This is a genomic window from Mesorhizobium sp. A623, assembly GCF_054489405.1.
The window spans coordinates 61971-80153 of sequence record NZ_JBTMXB010000015.1; the positions used below are offsets into that span (position 1 = coordinate 61971).

Sequence of the window (18183 nt, forward strand, 5' to 3'; positions counted from 1 at the left end):
TCAGTGAGTCAAAGCGTTTTCGCCAGCACTTCCGTCTCGGCGCCGGGTGCTGCGCGATTGCGCACGCGCAGCCGATGCTCGCGGTGGACGATGTAGAGACCGCTGGCGACGATGATGGCGGCACCCGCAAGGGTCCAGTTGTCGGGGAACTGGTGGAAGATGAGCCAGCCGAAGGCAATCATCCAAATCATCTGCGAATAGGGATAGGGCGCGAGCGCGGTGGCGGTGGCAAGGCTGTAGGCCTTGATCAGAAACCAGTGGCTGACGCCGCCGAAGACGCCCAGCATCGCCAGGATGAGCCATTGCAGGGGCGTGGCCGGAAGCGTCAGCGAGAAGGGCAGCATCGGCAAAAGCAGGATGACGGGGGCAAGGGCGGCAAACAGGATTAGGCTTTCCGGCGTTTCGGTGGCGGACATGCGCCGGGTCATGATGACATAGAAACAGTTCGCCAGCATGGCCGCCAGGGCAAAGGCGTGGCCGATGCCGAAAACGCCGACGCCCGGCCGGGTGATGACGAGCACGCCGGCAAAGCCGATCCAGATGGCAAGCCAACGGCGCCAGCCCGCCCATTCGCCAAGCATGGGGCCGGCAAGGGCTGTGATGACCATCGGTGCGAAGAAATAGATCGAGGTCGTTTCCGCCAGTTGCAGATAGCGCAGCGCCATGACGTTGAAGACGGTCGAACTGGCAAGGAACGCGCCGCGCAAGACATGGGCGGGCAGGTTTTTGGCCAAGAACCGCCGGCTATCTTTCCAGCCGCGAAACAAGAGGGCCACCAGCACGACATGGCCGGCAAAACGACACCAGGCGATGAAGAACGGGGCGATGCCGGCGAGCACGAGAAACTTGCTGGACGAGTCCAAAAAAGTGAAACCGATATAGGTGACGATCATGTAGATGATCGCAGTTGGCGGTGTCGCTTGTTCTGATTTTGAGGAAGGGTGTGGCAAGACAAGACCGTTTCATTCGGACATCAGCCTTGTGCGTGAATTGACACGCGGCGGCAAGGCCAAAGGCCGCCCTGGCCTACAGGCTTTGCGCAGGCAGGCCAGCCGCCGGCGCGTTCGGCGGCCGCAATAGAATGAAACGGCCTACTCTTCAGCGTCGTGCCTACTCTTCAGCGTCGTGTTTGCCTTCGATCTCAGGGCTCTCTTCGGCAAGGTCCAGTTCTTCGTCCAACAAGTTCGCCTCGATGCGGGCCAGCATCTTGAACAGCACTTTTTGCTCTTTCTTGTCGAGGCCCTTCAGCGCCTGCTTTTCGGTCTTCTTCACCGATTTCTCGATGGCGCGGATGGTGCCGCGGCCAAGATCGGTCAGGAAGATATGCGCCTGGCGCGCATCGGCATCGGAAGCGCGCTTGTCCAGAAAACCCTGTGCCTGCAGGCGGTTGATGGTCTTGGTGATGGTCGGCGGACGGACGCCGAGGCGAGCGGCGAGCTTGCCGGGCGTCTGGCCGTCCTCTTCCTCCAGCGACAGCATGATCTGGTCCTGGCCGGCATAAAAGCCGTGCGCCAGAAGGCGAGCGGCGAGCGCCGTGCGCGCCAGTCTTGCCGCCGAATGCAGCCGGTTCATCGTCGCGGTTCTGTCTGGCTTGGCCATGTCTTCCTCTCGGGTCCGTGATAGGCGGGCAAGATAATCATGCCCCGCTTGCAATCGCCCCGTCTTTCGCCCGCGAAAAGCCCTTTGCCGGCAAGCGAAACCGCAGCGACATGCTTATGGCAGAGCCAGATTACAGTTAGATGACAGTCGTTATCCGGCTCTGCTTTATCGTTCGCCCCTGTCTGGCGAGCCTCAAACCGCCTGCCCGGCGCACCAGCCGGAGGACCACGCCCACTGGAAATTGTAGCCGCCGAGCCAGCCGGTGACATCCACCACCTCGCCGATGAAATAGAGGCCCGGCACCGCTCTGGCGGCCATGGTCTTCGAATCCAGATCGCGCGTATCGACGCCGCCCAGCGTCACCTCGGCCGTGCGATAGCCTTCCGAACCTGCGGGCTTGATGCGCCAGTCGTTGACGGCCGCCTCGACGCGGCGAAACTCCTTGTCCGGCATGTCGGCCAGATGTTTCGATGCGCCGAGCTGCTCCGCGATGGTCTGCGCCAGTTTTTTCGGCAGGAAGGCGGCCAGCACCGTCTGCACCGCCTGCTTGCCGTTTTCAGCGCGCGCCGCGCGCAACGCCTCGAACACATCGACGCCCGGCAGCATGGCGATGCCGATCTCGTCGCCCTCGCGCCAATAGGACGAGATCTGCAGGATGGAAGGCCCGCTGATGCCGCGATGCGTGAACAGCATGGCTTCCGAGAATTTTATCTTGTTGCACGACACCACGGCATCCACCGCGATGCCGGCCAGCGGCTTCAAGCGCTCCAGCGTATTCGGCTCGAAGGTCAGCGGCACCAGAGCCGGGCGTGTTTCGACCACCGCCACGCCGAACTGCGCGGCAAGGTCGTAGCCCCAGCCCGAAGCGCCCATCTTGGGGATCGACTTTCCGCCGCTCGCCACCACCAGCGAGGCGCAGCGCACTGGTCCGTCCTCAAGCCCGACGACGAAACCATCTGCGCTCTTTTCGACTTTTTCCGCGCGTGTGTTCAGCCGCAGCACCGCACCGTGGCGCTTCATTTCTTCCAGCAGTAGAGCGATGATCTGCGTGGCCGAGCCGTCGCAGAACAACTGCCCCAGCGTCTTTTCGTGGAAGGCGATGCCGTAGCTTTTCACCAGTGCAATGAAATCATGCTGCGTGTAGCGCTTCAACGCCGAGATGCAGAAATGCGGGTTCTGCGACAGGAAGTTCTTCGGACCGGCGTGGATGTTGGTGAAGTTGCAGCGGCCGCCGCCGGAGATGCGGATCTTTTCGCCGGCGGTCCGCGCATGGTCGATGACTAGCACGGTGCGGCCGCGTTTGCCCGCCTCGATGGCGCACATCATGCCGGCAGCGCCCGCGCCTACGATCACGACATCGAAAAAATCCAAACCGGCGTCCCCGAGACCAAAAGCCCTCTATAGCCTGTGATCGGTGCTTTGCATCGCAATTTTCAGCACAAATGGCTGCGATCTGGCCCAATGCGAAACAGGCGGGATTGGTCGTGCAAAACGCGGCGCGTCATCCTATATGGAGGCAACAAATCCCCTTCGAGGTTCAGACATGAGCGACACCCAGACGCAAATTCCCGTGACCGTGCTTACCGGCTATCTCGGTTCCGGCAAGACCACGCTGCTCAACCGGATTCTCTCGGAAAACCACGGCAAGCGCTACGCTGTGATCGTCAACGAGTTCGGCGAGATCGGCATCGACAACGAGCTGATCGTGGAATCCGACGAGGAAATCTACGAGATGAACAATGGCTGCGTCTGCTGCACGGTGCGCGGCGACCTGATCCGCGTGGTCGAGGGCCTGATGCGCAGGCCAGGCCGCTTCGACGCCATCGTCATCGAGACGACTGGCCTCGCCGATCCGGTGCCGGTGGCGCAGACCTTCTTCATGGACGACGATGTGCGCTCCAAGACCAAGCTAGACGCCGTGGTGGCGCTGGTCGATGCCAAGCATCTGCCGCTGCGCCTGAAGGATTCGAAAGAGGCAGAGGACCAGATCGCCTTTGCCGACGTCATCGTGCTCAACAAGACCGACCTGGTGACGCCGGAAGAGTTGCGCGCCGTCGAAGCAACGATCCGCGCCATCAACCCGGCCGCGAAAATCCACCGAACCACCCGCGCCAGCCTGCCGCTGACCGACGTTCTAGATCGCGGCGCGTTTGATCTCAGCCGCGCGCTGGAGAACGACCCGCATTTCCTCGAAGCGCATGACGAGCATGACCACGACCATGAGTGCGGCCCGGATTGCGACCACGACCACGATCACGATCACCATCATCATGACCACGACCATCACGGCCACGATCATCATGATCACGACCATGCGCATCCGTCCGCCATTCATGACGTGACGGTGCAGTCGGTTTCGCTGCGCGGCGGCGAGATGGACCCTAAAAAGTTCTTCCCGTGGATCGAAAAAATCACCCAGATGGAAGGCCCCAACATCCTGCGGCTGAAAGGCATCATTGCGCTCAAGGGCGACGACGAGCGCTACGTCATCCAGGGCGTGCACATGATCATCGAAGGCGACCACCAGCGCGCGTGGAAAGACGGCGAAAAGCACGAAAGCCGGCTGGTGTTCATCGGCCGCGAACTCGACGCCGAGAGGCTGAAAAACAGCTTCGATGCCTGCCAGGCAGCAGCCTGACACATGCCGACAGTTGCGCCTCTCGACCTCGACGGTCATTGCATCGCCGCCGTGTTCCTCAACGACGTGCCGCATTTCGCCATGGCGGATGGCTCGATCCATCGGCTCGATCACGGCCAGAAAACCATGCAGGCCAATGACGGCCTGCTCTGCGCCGTCCATGACCCGGCCAGCGACCGGCTGATCACCGGCGGCGAAGACGGCAAGGTGTTTGCCGTCGAGGCTGACGGAAAAGCCACCGAACTGGCGAGCGCGGGCAGGAAATGGATCGCCAACGTCGCAGCCGGCCCGCAAGGCGCGGTCGCCTATGGCACCGGCAAGACGGCCTACGTGCGTTTCAACGACGGTAGGTCGAAGGAATTTTCGCATCCGCGCTCGGTCGAGGGTGTCGCCTTTTCGCCGAAGGGCATGCGCATCGGCGTTGCTCGTTATAATGGCGCAACGCTGCATTTCCCCGCTGCCGAGGGCAAGCCGACTGAACTGGAATGGGCCGGCGCGCATACAGGGATCACCTTTTCGCCGGACGGCAATTTCCTGGTCACCTCCATGCAGGAAAACGCGTTGCATGGCTGGAAGCTTGCCGACGGCAAGCACATGCGCATGTCGGGCTATCCGGGCAAGGTGAAGAGCCTGTCGTGGGCTGCCAAGGGCAAATGGCTGGCAAGCTCCGGCGCGCCGGCGGCCATCGTCTGGCCGTTTTCGGGCAAGGACGGCCCGATGGGCAAGGCCCCGCTGGAACTCGGCACGCGCGGCAACGCCATGGTGACCTGTGTGGCCTGCCACCCCAGCGAAGACGTCACCGCCATCGGCTACGACGACGGCATGGTCATCGCCGCGCGTTTTCAAGACGCCAAGGAAGTGCTGCTGCGCCGGCCGGGCAAGGGCGCGATCACCGCGATGATGTGGGACAAGAGCGAACGGCGCGTGGTCTTCGGCAGCGCCACCGGCGATTGCGGCGTCATCGATATTTCCGCCTGAAGCCCCGGTTGCGGGGAAGCGTGCGGCATGAGACAAGCACAAGGTTCAACCGAGCGCCATCATGACTTCACCTTCGGGTTCGACGCCCACCGAGGCGAAAGCCTTCCTTGAACGCCATCCCGAAATCGAGGCGGTGGATATCGTCCTCATCGACGCCAACGGTGTCGGGCGCGGAAAGATCATCCGCCGGCATGAACTGGCGGCGGTTTTCGAGGGCGGACGGCATATGCCGATTTCCGTGCTCGGCCTCGATATCACCGGCGAGGACGTCCACGAAACCGGCCTGATCTGGGCAACCGGCGACGGCGACCTGCGCGCCTGGCCCATTCCCGGAACGCTGGCGCCGCTGCACGGCACGCAGCCGCCGCGCGCGCAGGTCATGATGTCGATGTACCATCTCGACGGCGCGCCGATGACCTCCGATCCGCGCCACGCGCTTGCCCGTCAGGTCGAAATCCTGGCCGAAAAGGGGCTTCATCCGGCCGGCGCCTTCGAACTTGAATTTTTTCTCCTCGCCAATGAGCGCGACGGCGACGGCAAGGTGCAGCCGGCGCGCGCGGTGCTCGACGGCCGCCATTCGGCCAAGACAGAGGTGTATTCGGTCGATCACCTGCACGGCATGGAGCCGCTGTTTTCCGATATTTACCAGGCCGCGAAGCTGCAGGGCATTCCGGCTGAGACGGTGATTTCGGAATATGCGCCGGGCCAGTACGAATTGACGCTGAACTACCGCGAGGACGTGATGCGGGCAGCGGACGATCTGGTCATGCTGAAGCGGCTGGTGCGGACGCAGGCGCGCCGGCACGGCGTGACCGCCTGTTTCATGGCCAAGCCGATCGAGAAATACGCCGGCTCCGGCATGCATTTCCACGTTTCGCTGCTCGACGAGAACGGCAGGAACGTCTTTACGGAGACGGATGGCGAAACCCGCTCCCTGCCCCTCCTGCAAGGTCTGGGCGGGCTTATCCAGACCATGGCGGAATCGATGCTGGTGTTTGCGCCGCATGCCAATTCATGGCGGCGTTTCGTCTCGCAATCCTACGCGCCGGTAACGCCGACCTGGGGCGTCAACAACCGCTCGGTAGCGCTGCGCGTGCCGGCGGGCGACAAGAAAAGCAGGCGCATCGAGCACCGGCCGTCGGGCGTCGACGCCAATCCCTATCTGGTCGCCGCGACCGTTTTGGCGGGCATCGTCAAAGGGCTCGACGAAGGCCTCGATCCCGGCCCCGAAACCGTCGGCAACGGCTACGAAGCGGCTGAAACGCGCACCACGATGCCGGTCGACTGGCGCGCCGCAATCGAGGCGGCACGGGCATCGACGTTTCTCAAAAGCGCCCTGGGGGAGGATCTGCACCGCACCTTCGTGGCGATCAAGCAATCCGAATATCTGCGCGTGGCGCGCACCGTCAGCGAACTGGACTACCACCTCTATTTGCACGAGGTGTGATGGCAGCGTGGTGCGTCCTTCGAGGCTCGCTCCGCTCGCACCTCAGGATGAGGGAGGTGGCATTTGCCTCGCCACTACCGCACCAAAACCGCCCGCAAATCGTTGACATTGGTGCCGGTCGGGCCGGGCACGAACAAATCGTCCACCGCATTGAACGCGGTCCAGGCATTGTTGCCGGCCAGCATGGCTTTTGCGTCGACGCCTGCCGCGCGCATGCGCTGGACCGTCGAGCCATCGGCAAACGCGCCGGCATTGTCTTCCGAGCCGTCGATGCCATCCGTATCGGCGGCCAGCGCATGGATGCCGTGGACCCCGGCGATGCCGATGGCGAAGGCCAGCAGGAATTCGGAATTGCGGCCGCCTTTGCCCTTGGCTCTAAGCGTCACGGTCGTCTCGCCGCCCGACAGGATCAGCACCGGCTTGTTGAACGGCCGGTTTCGCACCGCGACCTCACGGGCGATGGCTGCATGGACCGAGCCCACTTCGCGCGCTTCGCCCTCGATGGAATCCGACAGAATAACCGCATCGATGCCATGACGCGCGGCTTGCGCGGCGGCGGCTTCCAGCGATACGGCGGCGGAGGCGATCAGGTGCACTTCGTTGCGGGCGAATTTTTCGTCATCCGGGCGCGGCGCATCGGCGACGGGCGAGCCGATGTGGGCCATCACCGCCTCGGGCAGCTTCATGCCATAGGCGGCGATCGCGGCCAACGCATCCTGGCGGGTGGCGGCGTCGGGAATCGTCGGCCCGGAAGCGACCAGCGCGGGGTTGTCGCCGGGAATGTCGGACACCACCAGCGACACAACCTTCGCCGGCCATGCGGCGGCGGCAAGCCGACCGCCCTTGATGCAGGACAGATGCTTGCGGATCGTGTTCATCGCCGAAATCGGCGCGCCGGAAGCCAGCAGCGCCTCGTTGACAGCAATCTCGTCGGCCAGCGTCAAGCCGGGTGCCGGCGACGGCAGCAGGGCCGAACCGCCACCGCAGATCAGCGCCACGACCAGATCGTCCTCGGTCAGGTCGGAAACCTTGTCCAGCAGCCGGCGCGACGCTTCCAGCCCGGCCAGGTCAGGAACGGGATGGGCGGCCTCGATGACTTCGATACGCTCGGTCTTCGCACCATAGCCGTAGCGGGTGACGACCAGCCCCTCCAGCGGTCCGTCCCACGCCTTCTCGAATGCGGCCGCCATCTGCGCCGCCCCCTTGCCTGCGCCGACAATGACGGTGCGGCCCTTGGGCTTGCCCGGCAAATGGCTGCGTATGGTTCTTTCCGGATCGGCGGCGGCAACGGCGATGTCGAAGATGGAGGTCAGGAAGGATTTGGGATCGATGACCGCCACTTCACTCTCCTGCCTTCGGCAGCGCCAGCGCCTTGGCATCCTTGCCCAGATGCGCGCACAGGGCATCCACGACGACGCCGTGGTCGTCGCGCTCTGGCAGGCCGGAAACGGCAATGACGCCAATGACGCCGGCACCTTTCACGGTAATGGGGAAGCCACCGCCGGCCAGCACATAGTCGGTGATATCCAGCCCCTCGCCCGGCTTGAAGGTGCGGTCGGGGCGGTCCTGCTCCAGAACCATGCGGTAGGTGCTTTTGAGAAACCGCTTCACCACATTGATCTTGCGCCGCGCCCAATCGGGGTTGGAGGCGTTCGAACCGGGCAGTGCTGCATAGAAAAGCGGGCGGTCGAAGGTGCGGATATCGATGACAATCGGCATGTTTTCCGCCATGCCGCGCTCGCGGATCGCCGAGCCGATGGAGAACGCGGTCGCCTCGTCGAAACTGTCGAAGACGAGGGTGGCCTCCTGCCGCCTGATCGTCTCGATATCGTCGGCTGCGGTCATTTTTCTTCCCTTGAAACTTATCGTCCGCTTTGTACGACAAGCATCGCCCGGTCAAGCGCTGTGCGTCCTTCGAGGCTCGCTTTGCTCGCACCTCAGGATGAGGGAGGTAGTAGTTGGCTCAGGCGTGGCTGAGCCGATGCATGATTTCCCACGGTGCGAATGAGGATCACCGCCGTTCGAACCCCCGCTTTAAAATCCCGTTGCACCACCGTCCTCATCCTGAGGTGCTCGCAAAGCGAGCCTCGAAGGGCGCACTACCCAGCCATGTCGCTCTTGGCCGCTCTGCCGGCCACATAGACCTCGCGCACGGCGCGGTCGTCACCCAGCGTCTGCAGCAGGAACAATTCCTCCGCCAACGTTTCGATTGTCTCCATGCGAAGCTTCATTCCCTGCGTGGCGCTTGAATCCAGCACGACGATATCGGCGTCGGTGCCTTCCGCCAGCGTGCCCACTTTTTCCGCGACCGACAGCGCTTCGGCGTTGCCGCGCGTGATCTGCCAGAAGGACTGGAACGGGTTCAGCTTCTCGCCGTTCAGCGCGATCACCTTGTAGCCCTCGTCCATGGTGCGCAGCATGGAATAGTTGGTGCCGCCGCCGACATCGGTGGCGGTGGCGATGCGCAGCGGCTTTTCGCGGCGGCGATAGCGCTGGTAGTCGAACAGGCCGGAGCCAAGGAACAGGTTCGAGGTCGGGCAGAATACCGCGATCGAACCGGTGTCGGACAGCACGTCCGCCTCGCGCTCGGACAGATGGATCGAATGGCCGAACAGGCTTTTTGCGCCGAGCAATCCGTAATGCTCGTAGACGTCGGTATAGTCGCGCGCCCACGGATAGAGTTCCTGGGTGAAGGCGATTTCGGCGTGGTTTTCCGACAGATGCGTCTGCATGTGAAGGCCGGGGAATTCCTTCATCAGCGTGCCCGCCATTTCCATCTGCTCAGGGCTCGACGTGATCGCGAAGCGCGGCGTGATGGCATAGAGCTGGCGGCCCTTGCCGTGCCAGTCGCCGATCAGCGCCTTGGTGTCGTCATAGCCGGATTGCGGCGTGTCCAGCACGCCCTCCGGCGCGTTGCGGTCCATCATCACCTTGCCGGCGATGTTGAGCATGTTGCGGGCGTGGCTTTCCTCGAAAAACGCCTCGGCCGACGCCTTGTGCACCGAGCAATAGGCCGAGACCGTCGTGGTGCCGTGGCGCAGCATCTCGTCCAGGAACAGGCGCGCGATGCGGCGGCCATGCTGCGCGTTGGCGAATTTCGTCTCTTCCGGGAAAGTGTAGACGTTCAGCCAGTCGAGCAGCTCCGCGCCATAGCTGGCGATGACCTGCATCTGCGGGAAATGAACATGCGCGTCGATGAAGCCGGGCAGCAGCAGGTGCGGCCGGTGGTCGATCTTTTTCGCGCCCTCGCCCGCCTGTTTTTCAACTTGGGCGTAGGGGCCGGCAGCGACGATCTTGCCGGCGCGGATCAGCAGGCCACCGTCTTCCTCATAGTGATACGAGGCGGCGTCATCGATGGTTTCCGGCCAGCGCAGAAAGGAAAGCGTGCGGCCGCGCAGAAGTGTTGTCGTCATGCTATTTCCCCGCGCCCTCATACCAGCTTACCAGCAGGGCGCGTTCCTTGTCGGTGACCTGCGTGACGTTGGCCGGCGGCATGGCATGGCTGCGCCCGGCCTGCAGGTAGATTTCCTTGGCATGCGCGGCAATGCCCGCATCCGTATCCAGTATCACGCCATTCGGCGCATGATAGATGCCTTCATAAGACGGTTCCGCCGCATGGCACATGGCGCAGCGGCCCATTACCGTGTCGCGCACCGCCGGAAAATGCGCGGAAGCCACATAAATTTCAGCGGCGGACGACACTTTAGGCTCACCGGTCAGCACTTTCGGCACCGTCGACAGCCAGATGATGACGATGAACAGGAGGAGGGCCATCAGCCACGTCCAGGTCGGGTTGCCCTTCCTGGCATGATGCGTGTTGAAATAGTGCCGAATCAGCACACCGATCATGAACACCAGCGAGGCGATGACCCAGTTGAACTCTGTCCCGAACGCCAACGGATAGTGGTTCGACAGCATCAGGAACAGCACGGGCAGTGTCAGGTAATTGTTGTGCAGTGAGCGCTGCTTGGCGATCTGGCCGTATTTCGGATCGGGTTTGCGCCCGGCGATCAGGTCGGCGACGACGATCTTCTGGTTGGGGATGATGGCCATGAAGACGTTGGCCGACATGATGGTGGCGGTGATGGCGCCCAGATGCAGGAAGGCGGCGCGCCCGGTGAACAGATGCGTCAGCCCCCACGCCATGAACACCAGGATGACGTAGAGCAACAGCATCAGGCCGGTGTCGGCCTTGCCGATCAGGTAGCGGCACAGCACGTCGTAGACGATCCAGCCCGAGGCGAGGCAGGCGATCGAGATCATGATGCCGACCGGCACCGATACGTCGAGCACGTTCGGGTCGATCAGGAACAGGCTCGCACCCGCGTAATAGACGATGGCGAGCAGGGCGAAACCCGACAGCAGCGTGGCGTAGCTTTCCCATTTGAACCAGGTCAGGTGCTCGGGCATCTCGGCCGGCGCGACCAGGTATTTCTGGATGTGGTAAAAGCCGCCGCCATGCACCTGCCATTCCTCGCCATAAGCGCCGGCGGGCAGGCCGGGACGCTGGCGCAGACCGAGGTCGAGCGCCACGAAATAGAAGGACGAGCCGATCCAGGCGATGGCGGTGATGACATGCAGCCAGCGCACCGCGAAGGCGAGCCACTCCCAGAATATCGCGAAATCGAGCATGATCGTCCTTCCTCTAGAGCCTGCGACTTTACGGGCTGGCGCGTAAACGAAAAGGGGTGGCGCGCACGAGGACTTTCAAAAAAAATTGTAAAATACTACGGTCCACCCACGCAGCCGCCTGAAAGCCACGGATCGAAACCCAACATGGCCTATCTGGACAACATTTCCGTTTTCGTCCGCGTCGTCGAACTGGGCAATCTGTCGGCCGCGGGACGCGACATGCGCATCTCGCCAGCGGTCGCCTCGAACCGCATCAAGGAATTGGAAAAGCATCTGGGCGTGCGCCTGTTCAACCGCACGACGCGGCAGTTGATGCCGACCGAACACGGTACGGTTTTCTATGAAGGCGCAAAACAGGTAATGGACGCAATCGCGCATGCCGAGGCCGCCGTCAGCGCCCTTTCCGGCCAGCCGCGCGGGACCATCAAGGTCACTGCGCCGCTGGGGCTCGGACGCCGCCTGATCGCTTCGGGCATTCCCGATTTTCGCGACAGATATCCCGATATCGAGGTGCGGCTGCGGCTCTCCGACCATAATGTCGATATCATGAAGGAAGGCATCGACGTCGCCTTCCGGCTCGGGATCATCGAGGATTCCTCGCTGCGCATGCGCGGCATCATGGATTGCGAGCGCGTGCTGGTCGCGGCGCCCGCCTATCTCGAAACGCATGGCGAGCCGAACGACCCGAGCGACCTTCTGGATCGAAAGCACGATTGCCTTATGCTGCGCTATCCCGGCAGCCGGGAGTTCTACTGGATGCTGCAAATGCCGACCGGGCCGCACAAATTCGAAGTGCACGGGCCGTTCGACAGCGATGACGGCGATGTGCTGACCGGCTGGGCGCTTTCGGGGCGCGGCATCATCAACAAGCCGCGTTTCGAGGTCGAGCCGTATCTGCGCGACGGGCGGCTGAAAGTGATCCTGGCAGCCACGCCGCCAACACCGGTGCAGTTCGCCGCGGTCTACCCGCACAAGAAGTTGCAGGACCCCAAAGTGCGGCTGCTGCTCGACTTCATGGCCGAGCGCTGCCAGCGGCTGATAAAAGACCTTCTGGCGGGCAAATAGAAGCAGTTGAGGAACCGGTGCGCGCCTCGCACATTAATGGAATGCGCGACCGGCGCTGGCCGCCCTTCGCGACCTAACCCTATGGAGTTCCCGATGGCCTCTCATCCCACACACAACGATCTCAAATCCAACGCCAAGAAAGTCTCGATCGACATTCTCAACGCCCGTCTCGCCGACGCGATTGACCTGGCGCTCATCACCAAGCAGGCGCACTGGAACCTCAAGGGGCCGCAGTTCATCGCCATCCACGAGATGCTGGACGGTTTTCGCGCCGAACTCGACGTACATGTCGATACGATCGCCGAACGTGCGGTACAGTTGGGCGGCACCGCCATCGGCACCTCGCAGGCCGTGGTCAAGGCATCGCCGCTAAAGCCCTATCCGACCGACATCTACAAGACCAAGGACCACCTCGCGGCGCTGATCGAGCGCTATGCGCTGGCGGCAAACAATGCCCGCGCAGCCATCGACGATACGGACGAGGCGGGCGATGCCGATGCCGCCGACATCCTCACCGCCTATTCGCGTTCGCTCGACAAATCGCTGTGGTTCCTGGAAGCCCACACGCAGGAAAAAGAATAGTTTTTCGATTTTACCCGGTTACGCGCTGCCGTTTTGGCGGCGCGACCGGCGCGATGCTCTGCGCAAGCGCCGTCATGATTTCGGCGGCGGCGAGCGCTGCGATAACGCGCGGACGCTTGTCCTTGACGGCGTCGCCGCCGATCGGTGAAACGAGGCGGGCAAATTCCGCCTCGTTGCCGCCGGCGGTTTTCAGGAACCAGCTTTTGAAAGTCGCTTTCTTGGTTTTCGAACCGATCATGCCGACATAGGCCGCGTCTCCGCGTTTCAACGCTTCCGCGACGATCAGGAAATCCAGCGCGTGGTCATGGGTGAGCACGACGAAGGCAGCGCCGGGCAAGGCTTGCCGCACGATTTCCTCCGGCATCGGCGTCAACCGCGTCTCGACCGCTTCCGGCATGCCTTCCAGCGCATCGGCGCGTGTTTCGACCACGATGGCCTGAACCGGCAGCAGCGCAATCGCCGCCGCCAGCGCCTGCCCGACATGACCGCCACCGAAAATGCAGACCTGTGGGAGGCCCGCTTCCTCGACTTCCGCCGCCGCCATCAATTCCGCCGCAAGCGCGTCGTCGATCCGGCGGATCAGCACTTCCACCCTGCCGCCGCAGCACTGGCCGATTTCCGGCCCGAGCGGAATATCGAGCGTGGCGCGAAGATCGTGCCCGTTGGGTGACAGCATCTGCCGCGCCTTGTCGATCGACATGAATTCAAGCTGGCCGCCGCCGATGGTGCCATGAATGGCCGAAGCGGAAACCAGCATGGATGCGCCCTTTTCGCGCGGCGTCGAGCCTTTCGCCGACGCGACCTCGACAAGGGCAAGAAGCTCGGCAGAGCCAAGGAAATCCTTCAATTCCTGCACGGTCGACGTCATGTGCGACCTCCCATGGCTTGGACGGCGGGCTTCTTCGGCACACTCACCTCCGGCACACCCCCGCCGACGCTATTTCCCGGCTTCCTGCTTCAGCCTTTCCATTGTCATCAGCACGCGCTCCGGCGTTGCCGGCGCGTCGAGGCGCGGACAGATCTTGTGGTCGGCAACGCTGGCCACCGCGTCCGACAGCGCATGCAATACCGACAGGCCGAGCGGCAGGGGCGGCTCGCCGACGGCCTTGGAGCGATGGATGGTCGGCTCATAGGCTTCCGACCAGTCGGTCAGCGCGACGTTGAAGATTTTCGGCCGGTCAGACGCCAGCGGAATCTTGTAGGTGGACGGCGCATGCGTGCGCAGCCGGCCCTTGCCGTCCCACCACAGTTCCTCCGTGGTCAGCCAGCCCATACCCTGGATGAAACCACCCTCGACCTGGCCAAGGTCGATGGCCGGGTTCAACGAGCGGCCGGCATCGTGCAATATATCGGTGCGCTCGACCACATATTCGCCGGTCAGTGTGTCGACCGACACCTCCGAACAGGCCGCGCCATAGGCGAAATAGTAGAAGGCATGCCCCTTGCCCTTGGCGCGATCCCAATGGATCTTCGGCGTCTTATAAAACCCCGCCGCCGAAAGCTGGATGCGCGCCGTATAAGCCTGCTTGACCAGATCGTTGAAGGAAATCTCCTGGTTGCCGACCCGCACCCGGTTGGGAAGGAAAACGACCTGATCCTTTGGAACCTGATGCGCTTCGGCGGCAAAGTCGATCAGCCGTTCCTTGATCTGGCGGGCCGCGTTCTGCGCCGCCATGCCGTTCAAATCCGCACCCGACGAGGCAGCGGTCGGCGAGGTATTCGGCACCTTGGCCGTGGTCGTGGCGGTGATCTTGACGCGCTCGATGTCGATCTGGAATTCCTCGGCCACCACCTGCGCCACCTTCAGGTGCAGGCCCTGCCCCATTTCGGTGCCGCCATGGTTCATGTGCACCGAGCCATCGGTGTAGACATGCACCAGCGCGCCGGCCTGGTTGGAATCGGTGCGGGTGAACGAAATCCCGAACTTGACCGGGGTAAGCGCGATGCCGCGCTTGATGAAGCGGCTGTTGGCATTGAAGGCCGCGATCTCGCGCCGCCGCCCGGCATAGTCGGCGCTTGCCTCCAGTTCCGCCACGATGCGCTGGATGATGCAGTCCTCGACCTTCTGGTGATAGGGCGTGACGTCGCGGCCGGCCCGCTTGTCCATCGGATCGTAGAAATTCAGTTTTCGGATTTCGAGCGGGTCCTTGCCGACCGCGAAGGCGATCTCGTCGATGACACGCTCAGCCCCGACCATGCCTTGCGGTCCGCCAAAGCCGCGAAAAGCGGTGTTGGAAACCGTATTGGTGAACAAGGGCGCCGAGATAGCGTGAACGGCCGGGTAGAAATAGGTGTTGTCGCAGTGAAATAGCGCCCGGTCGCCGACCGGACCCGACAGATCGGCCGAAAAGCCGCAACGCAGCGCGAAAATGTAGTCGATACCGAGAATGCGGCCCTCGTCGTCGAAGCCGATGTCGTAATCGATGGCGAAATCGTGCCGCTTGCCGGTAGCGGTCATGTCCTCGTCGCGGTCCATGCGCAGCTTCACCGCCCGCTTGTGCTTCTTGGCGGCAATCGCCGCCAGCACCGCGGTCTGGTTGGCCTGTGTTTCCTTGCCGCCGAAGCCGCCGCCCATGCGGCGCACTTCCACCGTCACCGCATGGTTGGGCACGCCCAGCGCATGCGCGATCATATGCTGCGTTTCGGTCGGCCCTTGCGTCGAGCAATAGACCGTCACTTCATCGTCTTCGCCCGGCACGGCCATCGACACCTGGCCTTCGAGATAGAAATGGTCCTGCCCGCCAAGCTTCATGCGGCCCTTTACGCGCCGTGGGGCCGTGGCAAGGGCCGCCGCCGCATCGCCGCGCTTAAGGACCATCGGCGTAGTGACCTGGCGGTCCGTTTCCGGGTTCAGGTCCCAGATTTCGATGGTCGCGGGCAGTTCCTCATATTCGATTTTTGCCAGGCGGGCAGCGCGACGGGCCTGTTCGCGCGTCGTTGCCAAAACGACGAAGACGGGCTGGCCGTGGAACAACACCTTGTCCTGCGCGAGAACAGGATCGTCGTGCATGCCGCTGGGCGAAATGTCGTTGTCCCCGGGAATATCCTTCCAGGTCAGCACATCCACGACGCCGGGCGCGGCGCTCACCGCCGAAAGGTCCATGGCCTTGATGAGGCCGTGAGCGACCGTGGAGAGGCCCATGCCGAGATGAAGCGTACCGGCCGGTTCCGGCAAATCGTCGATATAGACCGCCGTACCGCTGACATGCTTGTGGGCTGAATCATGGCTGCGCTCGGTGGCGACGCCGCCGCTGATCTTTACGGCCTTCAGGTTGGGAGTGTGCTTGGTCATCATGCCGCCTCATGCCGGGAAACCTGGATCGGCCCCTTGGTGCCGCTGGTTTCCGCAAAGAACCGCAGCAGCAGATTGCGCGCGGCCATCGACCGATATTCGGCGGTGGCGCGCATGTCGGTGAGCGGCGAGAAGTCGTTGGCGTATTCCGTCATCGCAACCTCGACCGTCGCTTCCGTCCACGCTTTGCCGATAAGGGCCTGTTCGACATCGCTGGCCCGCTTCGGCGTCGCCGCCATGCCGCCATAGGCGATGCGAACTTCGGCAACCGTTCCATCCGGAGCCAGGCGCAGGAAAAACGCCCCAAGGGCGGCCGTAATGTCCTCGTCGCGGCGCTTGGTGATCTTGTAGACGGCGAATTTTTCATCAGCCGTCGGCACCGGCACGGTGACCTTCTCGACGAACTCGCCCGGCTGGCGGTCCTGCTTGCCATAGGCGATGAAGTATTTTTCGAGCGGAATGGTGCGCCGCTGCTTCCCCTTGCGCAGCGTGAGTGTCGCGCCAAGCGCGATCAAGGGTGGCGGCGTGTCGCCGATCGGCGAACCATTGGCGACGTTGCCGCCGATGGTGCCCATGTTGCGCACCTGCTCGCCACCAATGCGATCAACCAACGGGCCAAGTGCTGGAATATGCTTTGAAAGCGTTAAGAAGGCTTCCGTGTAGGTGACGCCCGCGCCTATGCTGACGACACCGCCCGTTGCAGAGATTTCGCCTAGCCCGTCGAGATTGCCGATGAAGATCGCGGGCGAAATATCGCGCATCTGCTTGGTCACCCACAGGCCGACATCGGTGGAACCGGCGACGACGGTAGCAGTTGGCTCGGCCTCGAGCAGAGCGGCAAAATCGTCCGCATTGGCCGGGACGATCAGGCGCTTCTTGCCGGAGCCGATCTCGACGCGCGCGCCGTCATGCAGCGATTTCAACCTTGCGGTGATCGCCTCGCGCTCGACTCGCAGCGGATCGCTCTCGGCCTTGCCATAGCTGGAAATGGCACGCGCCGCACGCATGATCGCTTCATAACCGGTGCAGCGGCACAGATTGCCCTGCAAGGCTTTTTCGATTGCCGCATTGGACGGGCTGGAATCGCGCATCCAAAGCCCATAAAGCGACATGACGAAACCGGGCGTGCAAAAGCCGCATTGCGAGCCGTGGAAATCCACCAGCGCCTGTTGCACCGGATGCAACTTCCCACTCTCGCCGTGCAGATGCTCCACTGTCACCACATGGCAGCCGTCGAGCGAACCCATGAAGCGGATGCAGGCGTTGACGCTTTCATAGACGAGGCCGATTGCCGTCAGCTTGCCGATCAGCACAGTGCAAGCGCCGCAATCGCCCTCGGCGCAGCCTTCCTTGGTGCCGCGCAGCGAACGGCTAAGCCGTAGCCAGTCGAGCAGCGTCGCGTCGGGCGCAACATCGGTGATGGCGACGTCCTCGCCATTGAGGATGAAGCGCAGTTCATGGCGGATCGTGGGATTTGGCATGGTTCAGCTCCCCCTATATGTGGAGTAGCCGTAGGGCGAAACAAGCAACGGCACATGATAATGCACGGCCTCGGCCATGCCGAAGCGGATCGGCACGCTGTCGAGGAAAGCGGGCTGCGGCAGTTCGGTGCCCTGCCGGCGCAGATAATCCCCGGCGGCGAACACCAGTTCGTATTCGCCGGTCTTGAACTCCTCGCCCGCGAGCAGCGGCGCGTCGCAGCGCCCGTCCTGATTGGTCACCACGGTTTTCAGATGGGTACGGCTTTCACCAGAGACGCTGAACAGGCGGATGGAAAGGCCCGCCGCCGGCTTGCCCGCCGCCGTGTCCAGCACATGCGTGGTCAGGCTCCCGCCGGATGATGCTGCTCCCATGATGACCGCCTCCCTTGGCTCGCCCCTTGGCCGCCACTTGCCTATATCGCTGATATTGTGCGCCATTTAACGGCGTAGCATAAGACGTGGTCGAGCG

General features: G+C 62.9%; 16 protein-coding genes. 5 read left to right on the forward strand and 11 right to left on the reverse strand.

Translation table 11 applies throughout. From position 1 onward, the window contains the following. Positions 1-8 precede the first annotated feature (8 nt). The 3 genes from ACX3P1_RS16685 to ACX3P1_RS16695 form a co-directional block, all read right to left on the reverse strand. Positions 9-893, reverse strand: coding sequence for a DMT family transporter (locus tag ACX3P1_RS16685; protein ID WP_459080715.1), 885 nt, complete (start codon positions 891-893; stop codon positions 9-11). Between the two features lie 217 nt (positions 894-1110). Next, the gene (locus ACX3P1_RS16690) at positions 1111-1599 is read right to left on the reverse strand and encodes a MarR family winged helix-turn-helix transcriptional regulator (RefSeq protein WP_459080716.1); all 489 of its coding nucleotides are present in this window, start codon (positions 1597-1599) and stop codon (positions 1111-1113) included. Positions 1600-1791: 192 nt separating this feature from the next. Further along, positions 1792-2970 (reverse strand): BaiN/RdsA family NAD(P)/FAD-dependent oxidoreductase, encoded by a 1179-nt coding sequence (locus ACX3P1_RS16695; RefSeq protein ID WP_459080717.1) that lies wholly within the window; start codon positions 2968-2970, stop codon positions 1792-1794. Positions 2971-3142: 172 nt separating this feature from the next. On the opposite strand from ACX3P1_RS16695, the gene ACX3P1_RS16700 reads away from it, so the two are divergent. The 3 genes from ACX3P1_RS16700 to ACX3P1_RS16710 all read left to right on the forward strand — a co-directional run bounded on the left by ACX3P1_RS16700 (position 3143) and on the right by ACX3P1_RS16710 (position 6662). After that, entirely contained in the window at positions 3143-4237 is a 1095-nt protein-coding gene (locus ACX3P1_RS16700) for a CobW family GTP-binding protein (RefSeq protein ID WP_459080718.1), read from the forward strand. A gap of 3 nt (positions 4238-4240) precedes the next feature. After that, positions 4241-5215: a WD40 repeat domain-containing protein gene (locus ACX3P1_RS16705; RefSeq protein ID WP_459080719.1), complete on the forward strand. Its 975-nt coding sequence runs from the start codon at positions 4241-4243 to the stop codon at positions 5213-5215. 61 nt (positions 5216-5276) lie between these two features. After that, positions 5277-6662 carry a glutamine synthetase family protein gene (locus ACX3P1_RS16710; protein WP_459080720.1) on the forward strand — a complete coding sequence of 462 codons (1386 nt, stop codon included), beginning with the start codon at positions 5277-5279 and terminating at the stop codon, positions 6660-6662. Positions 6663-6736: 74 nt separating this feature from the next. On the opposite strand, the gene ACX3P1_RS16715 is transcribed toward ACX3P1_RS16710, so the two are convergent. The 4 genes from ACX3P1_RS16715 to ACX3P1_RS16730 all read right to left on the reverse strand — a co-directional run bounded on the left by ACX3P1_RS16715 (position 6737) and on the right by ACX3P1_RS16730 (position 11294). Then, complete coding sequence (locus ACX3P1_RS16715; protein WP_459080721.1) at positions 6737-8002, reverse strand: glycerate kinase type-2 family protein; 1266 nt, start codon at positions 8000-8002, stop codon at positions 6737-6739. Position 8003: 1 nt separating this feature from the next. Further along, positions 8004-8507, reverse strand: a complete 504-nt coding sequence (locus ACX3P1_RS16720; protein ID WP_459080722.1) for a heme-degrading domain-containing protein — start codon at positions 8505-8507, stop codon at positions 8004-8006. 254 nt (positions 8508-8761) lie between these two features. Beyond that, positions 8762-10075 carry a guanine deaminase gene (gene guaD / locus ACX3P1_RS16725; RefSeq protein WP_459080723.1) on the reverse strand — a complete coding sequence of 438 codons (1314 nt, stop codon included), beginning with the start codon at positions 10073-10075 and terminating at the stop codon, positions 8762-8764. Between the two features lies 1 nt (position 10076). After that, positions 10077-11294 carry a urate hydroxylase PuuD gene (locus tag ACX3P1_RS16730; RefSeq protein ID WP_459080724.1) on the reverse strand — a complete coding sequence of 406 codons (1218 nt, stop codon included), beginning with the start codon at positions 11292-11294 and terminating at the stop codon, positions 10077-10079. 144 nt (positions 11295-11438) lie between these two features. On the opposite strand from ACX3P1_RS16730, the gene ACX3P1_RS16735 reads away from it, so the two are divergent. Both ACX3P1_RS16735 and dps read left to right on the forward strand, forming a co-directional pair. Continuing rightward, on the forward strand, positions 11439-12359 hold the full coding sequence (locus ACX3P1_RS16735; protein WP_459080725.1) for a LysR family transcriptional regulator: 921 nt from the start codon (positions 11439-11441) through the stop codon (positions 12357-12359). 93 nt (positions 12360-12452) lie between these two features. Further along, positions 12453-12941: a DNA starvation/stationary phase protection protein Dps gene (gene dps / locus ACX3P1_RS16740; RefSeq protein ID WP_459080726.1), complete on the forward strand. Its 489-nt coding sequence runs from the start codon at positions 12453-12455 to the stop codon at positions 12939-12941. 10 nt (positions 12942-12951) lie between these two features. On the opposite strand, the gene xdhC is transcribed toward dps, so the two are convergent. The 4 genes from xdhC to uraH all read right to left on the reverse strand — a co-directional run bounded on the left by xdhC (position 12952) and on the right by uraH (position 18086). Continuing rightward, positions 12952-13809, reverse strand: a complete 858-nt coding sequence (xdhC, locus tag ACX3P1_RS16745; protein ID WP_459080727.1) for a xanthine dehydrogenase accessory protein XdhC — start codon at positions 13807-13809, stop codon at positions 12952-12954. 69 nt (positions 13810-13878) lie between these two features. After that, complete coding sequence (gene xdhB, locus ACX3P1_RS16750) at positions 13879-16233, reverse strand: xanthine dehydrogenase molybdopterin binding subunit (protein ID WP_459080761.1); 2355 nt, start codon at positions 16231-16233, stop codon at positions 13879-13881. Continuing rightward, entirely contained in the window at positions 16233-17714 is a 1482-nt protein-coding gene (gene xdhA, locus ACX3P1_RS16755) for a xanthine dehydrogenase small subunit (RefSeq protein ID WP_459080728.1), read from the reverse strand. Before xdhA ends, xdhB begins: the two co-directional genes overlap by 1 nt. A 3-nt stretch (positions 17715-17717) precedes the next feature. Then, positions 17718-18086: a hydroxyisourate hydrolase gene (gene uraH / locus ACX3P1_RS16760; protein ID WP_459080729.1), complete on the reverse strand. Its 369-nt coding sequence runs from the start codon at positions 18084-18086 to the stop codon at positions 17718-17720. Positions 18087-18183 lie beyond the last annotated feature (97 nt).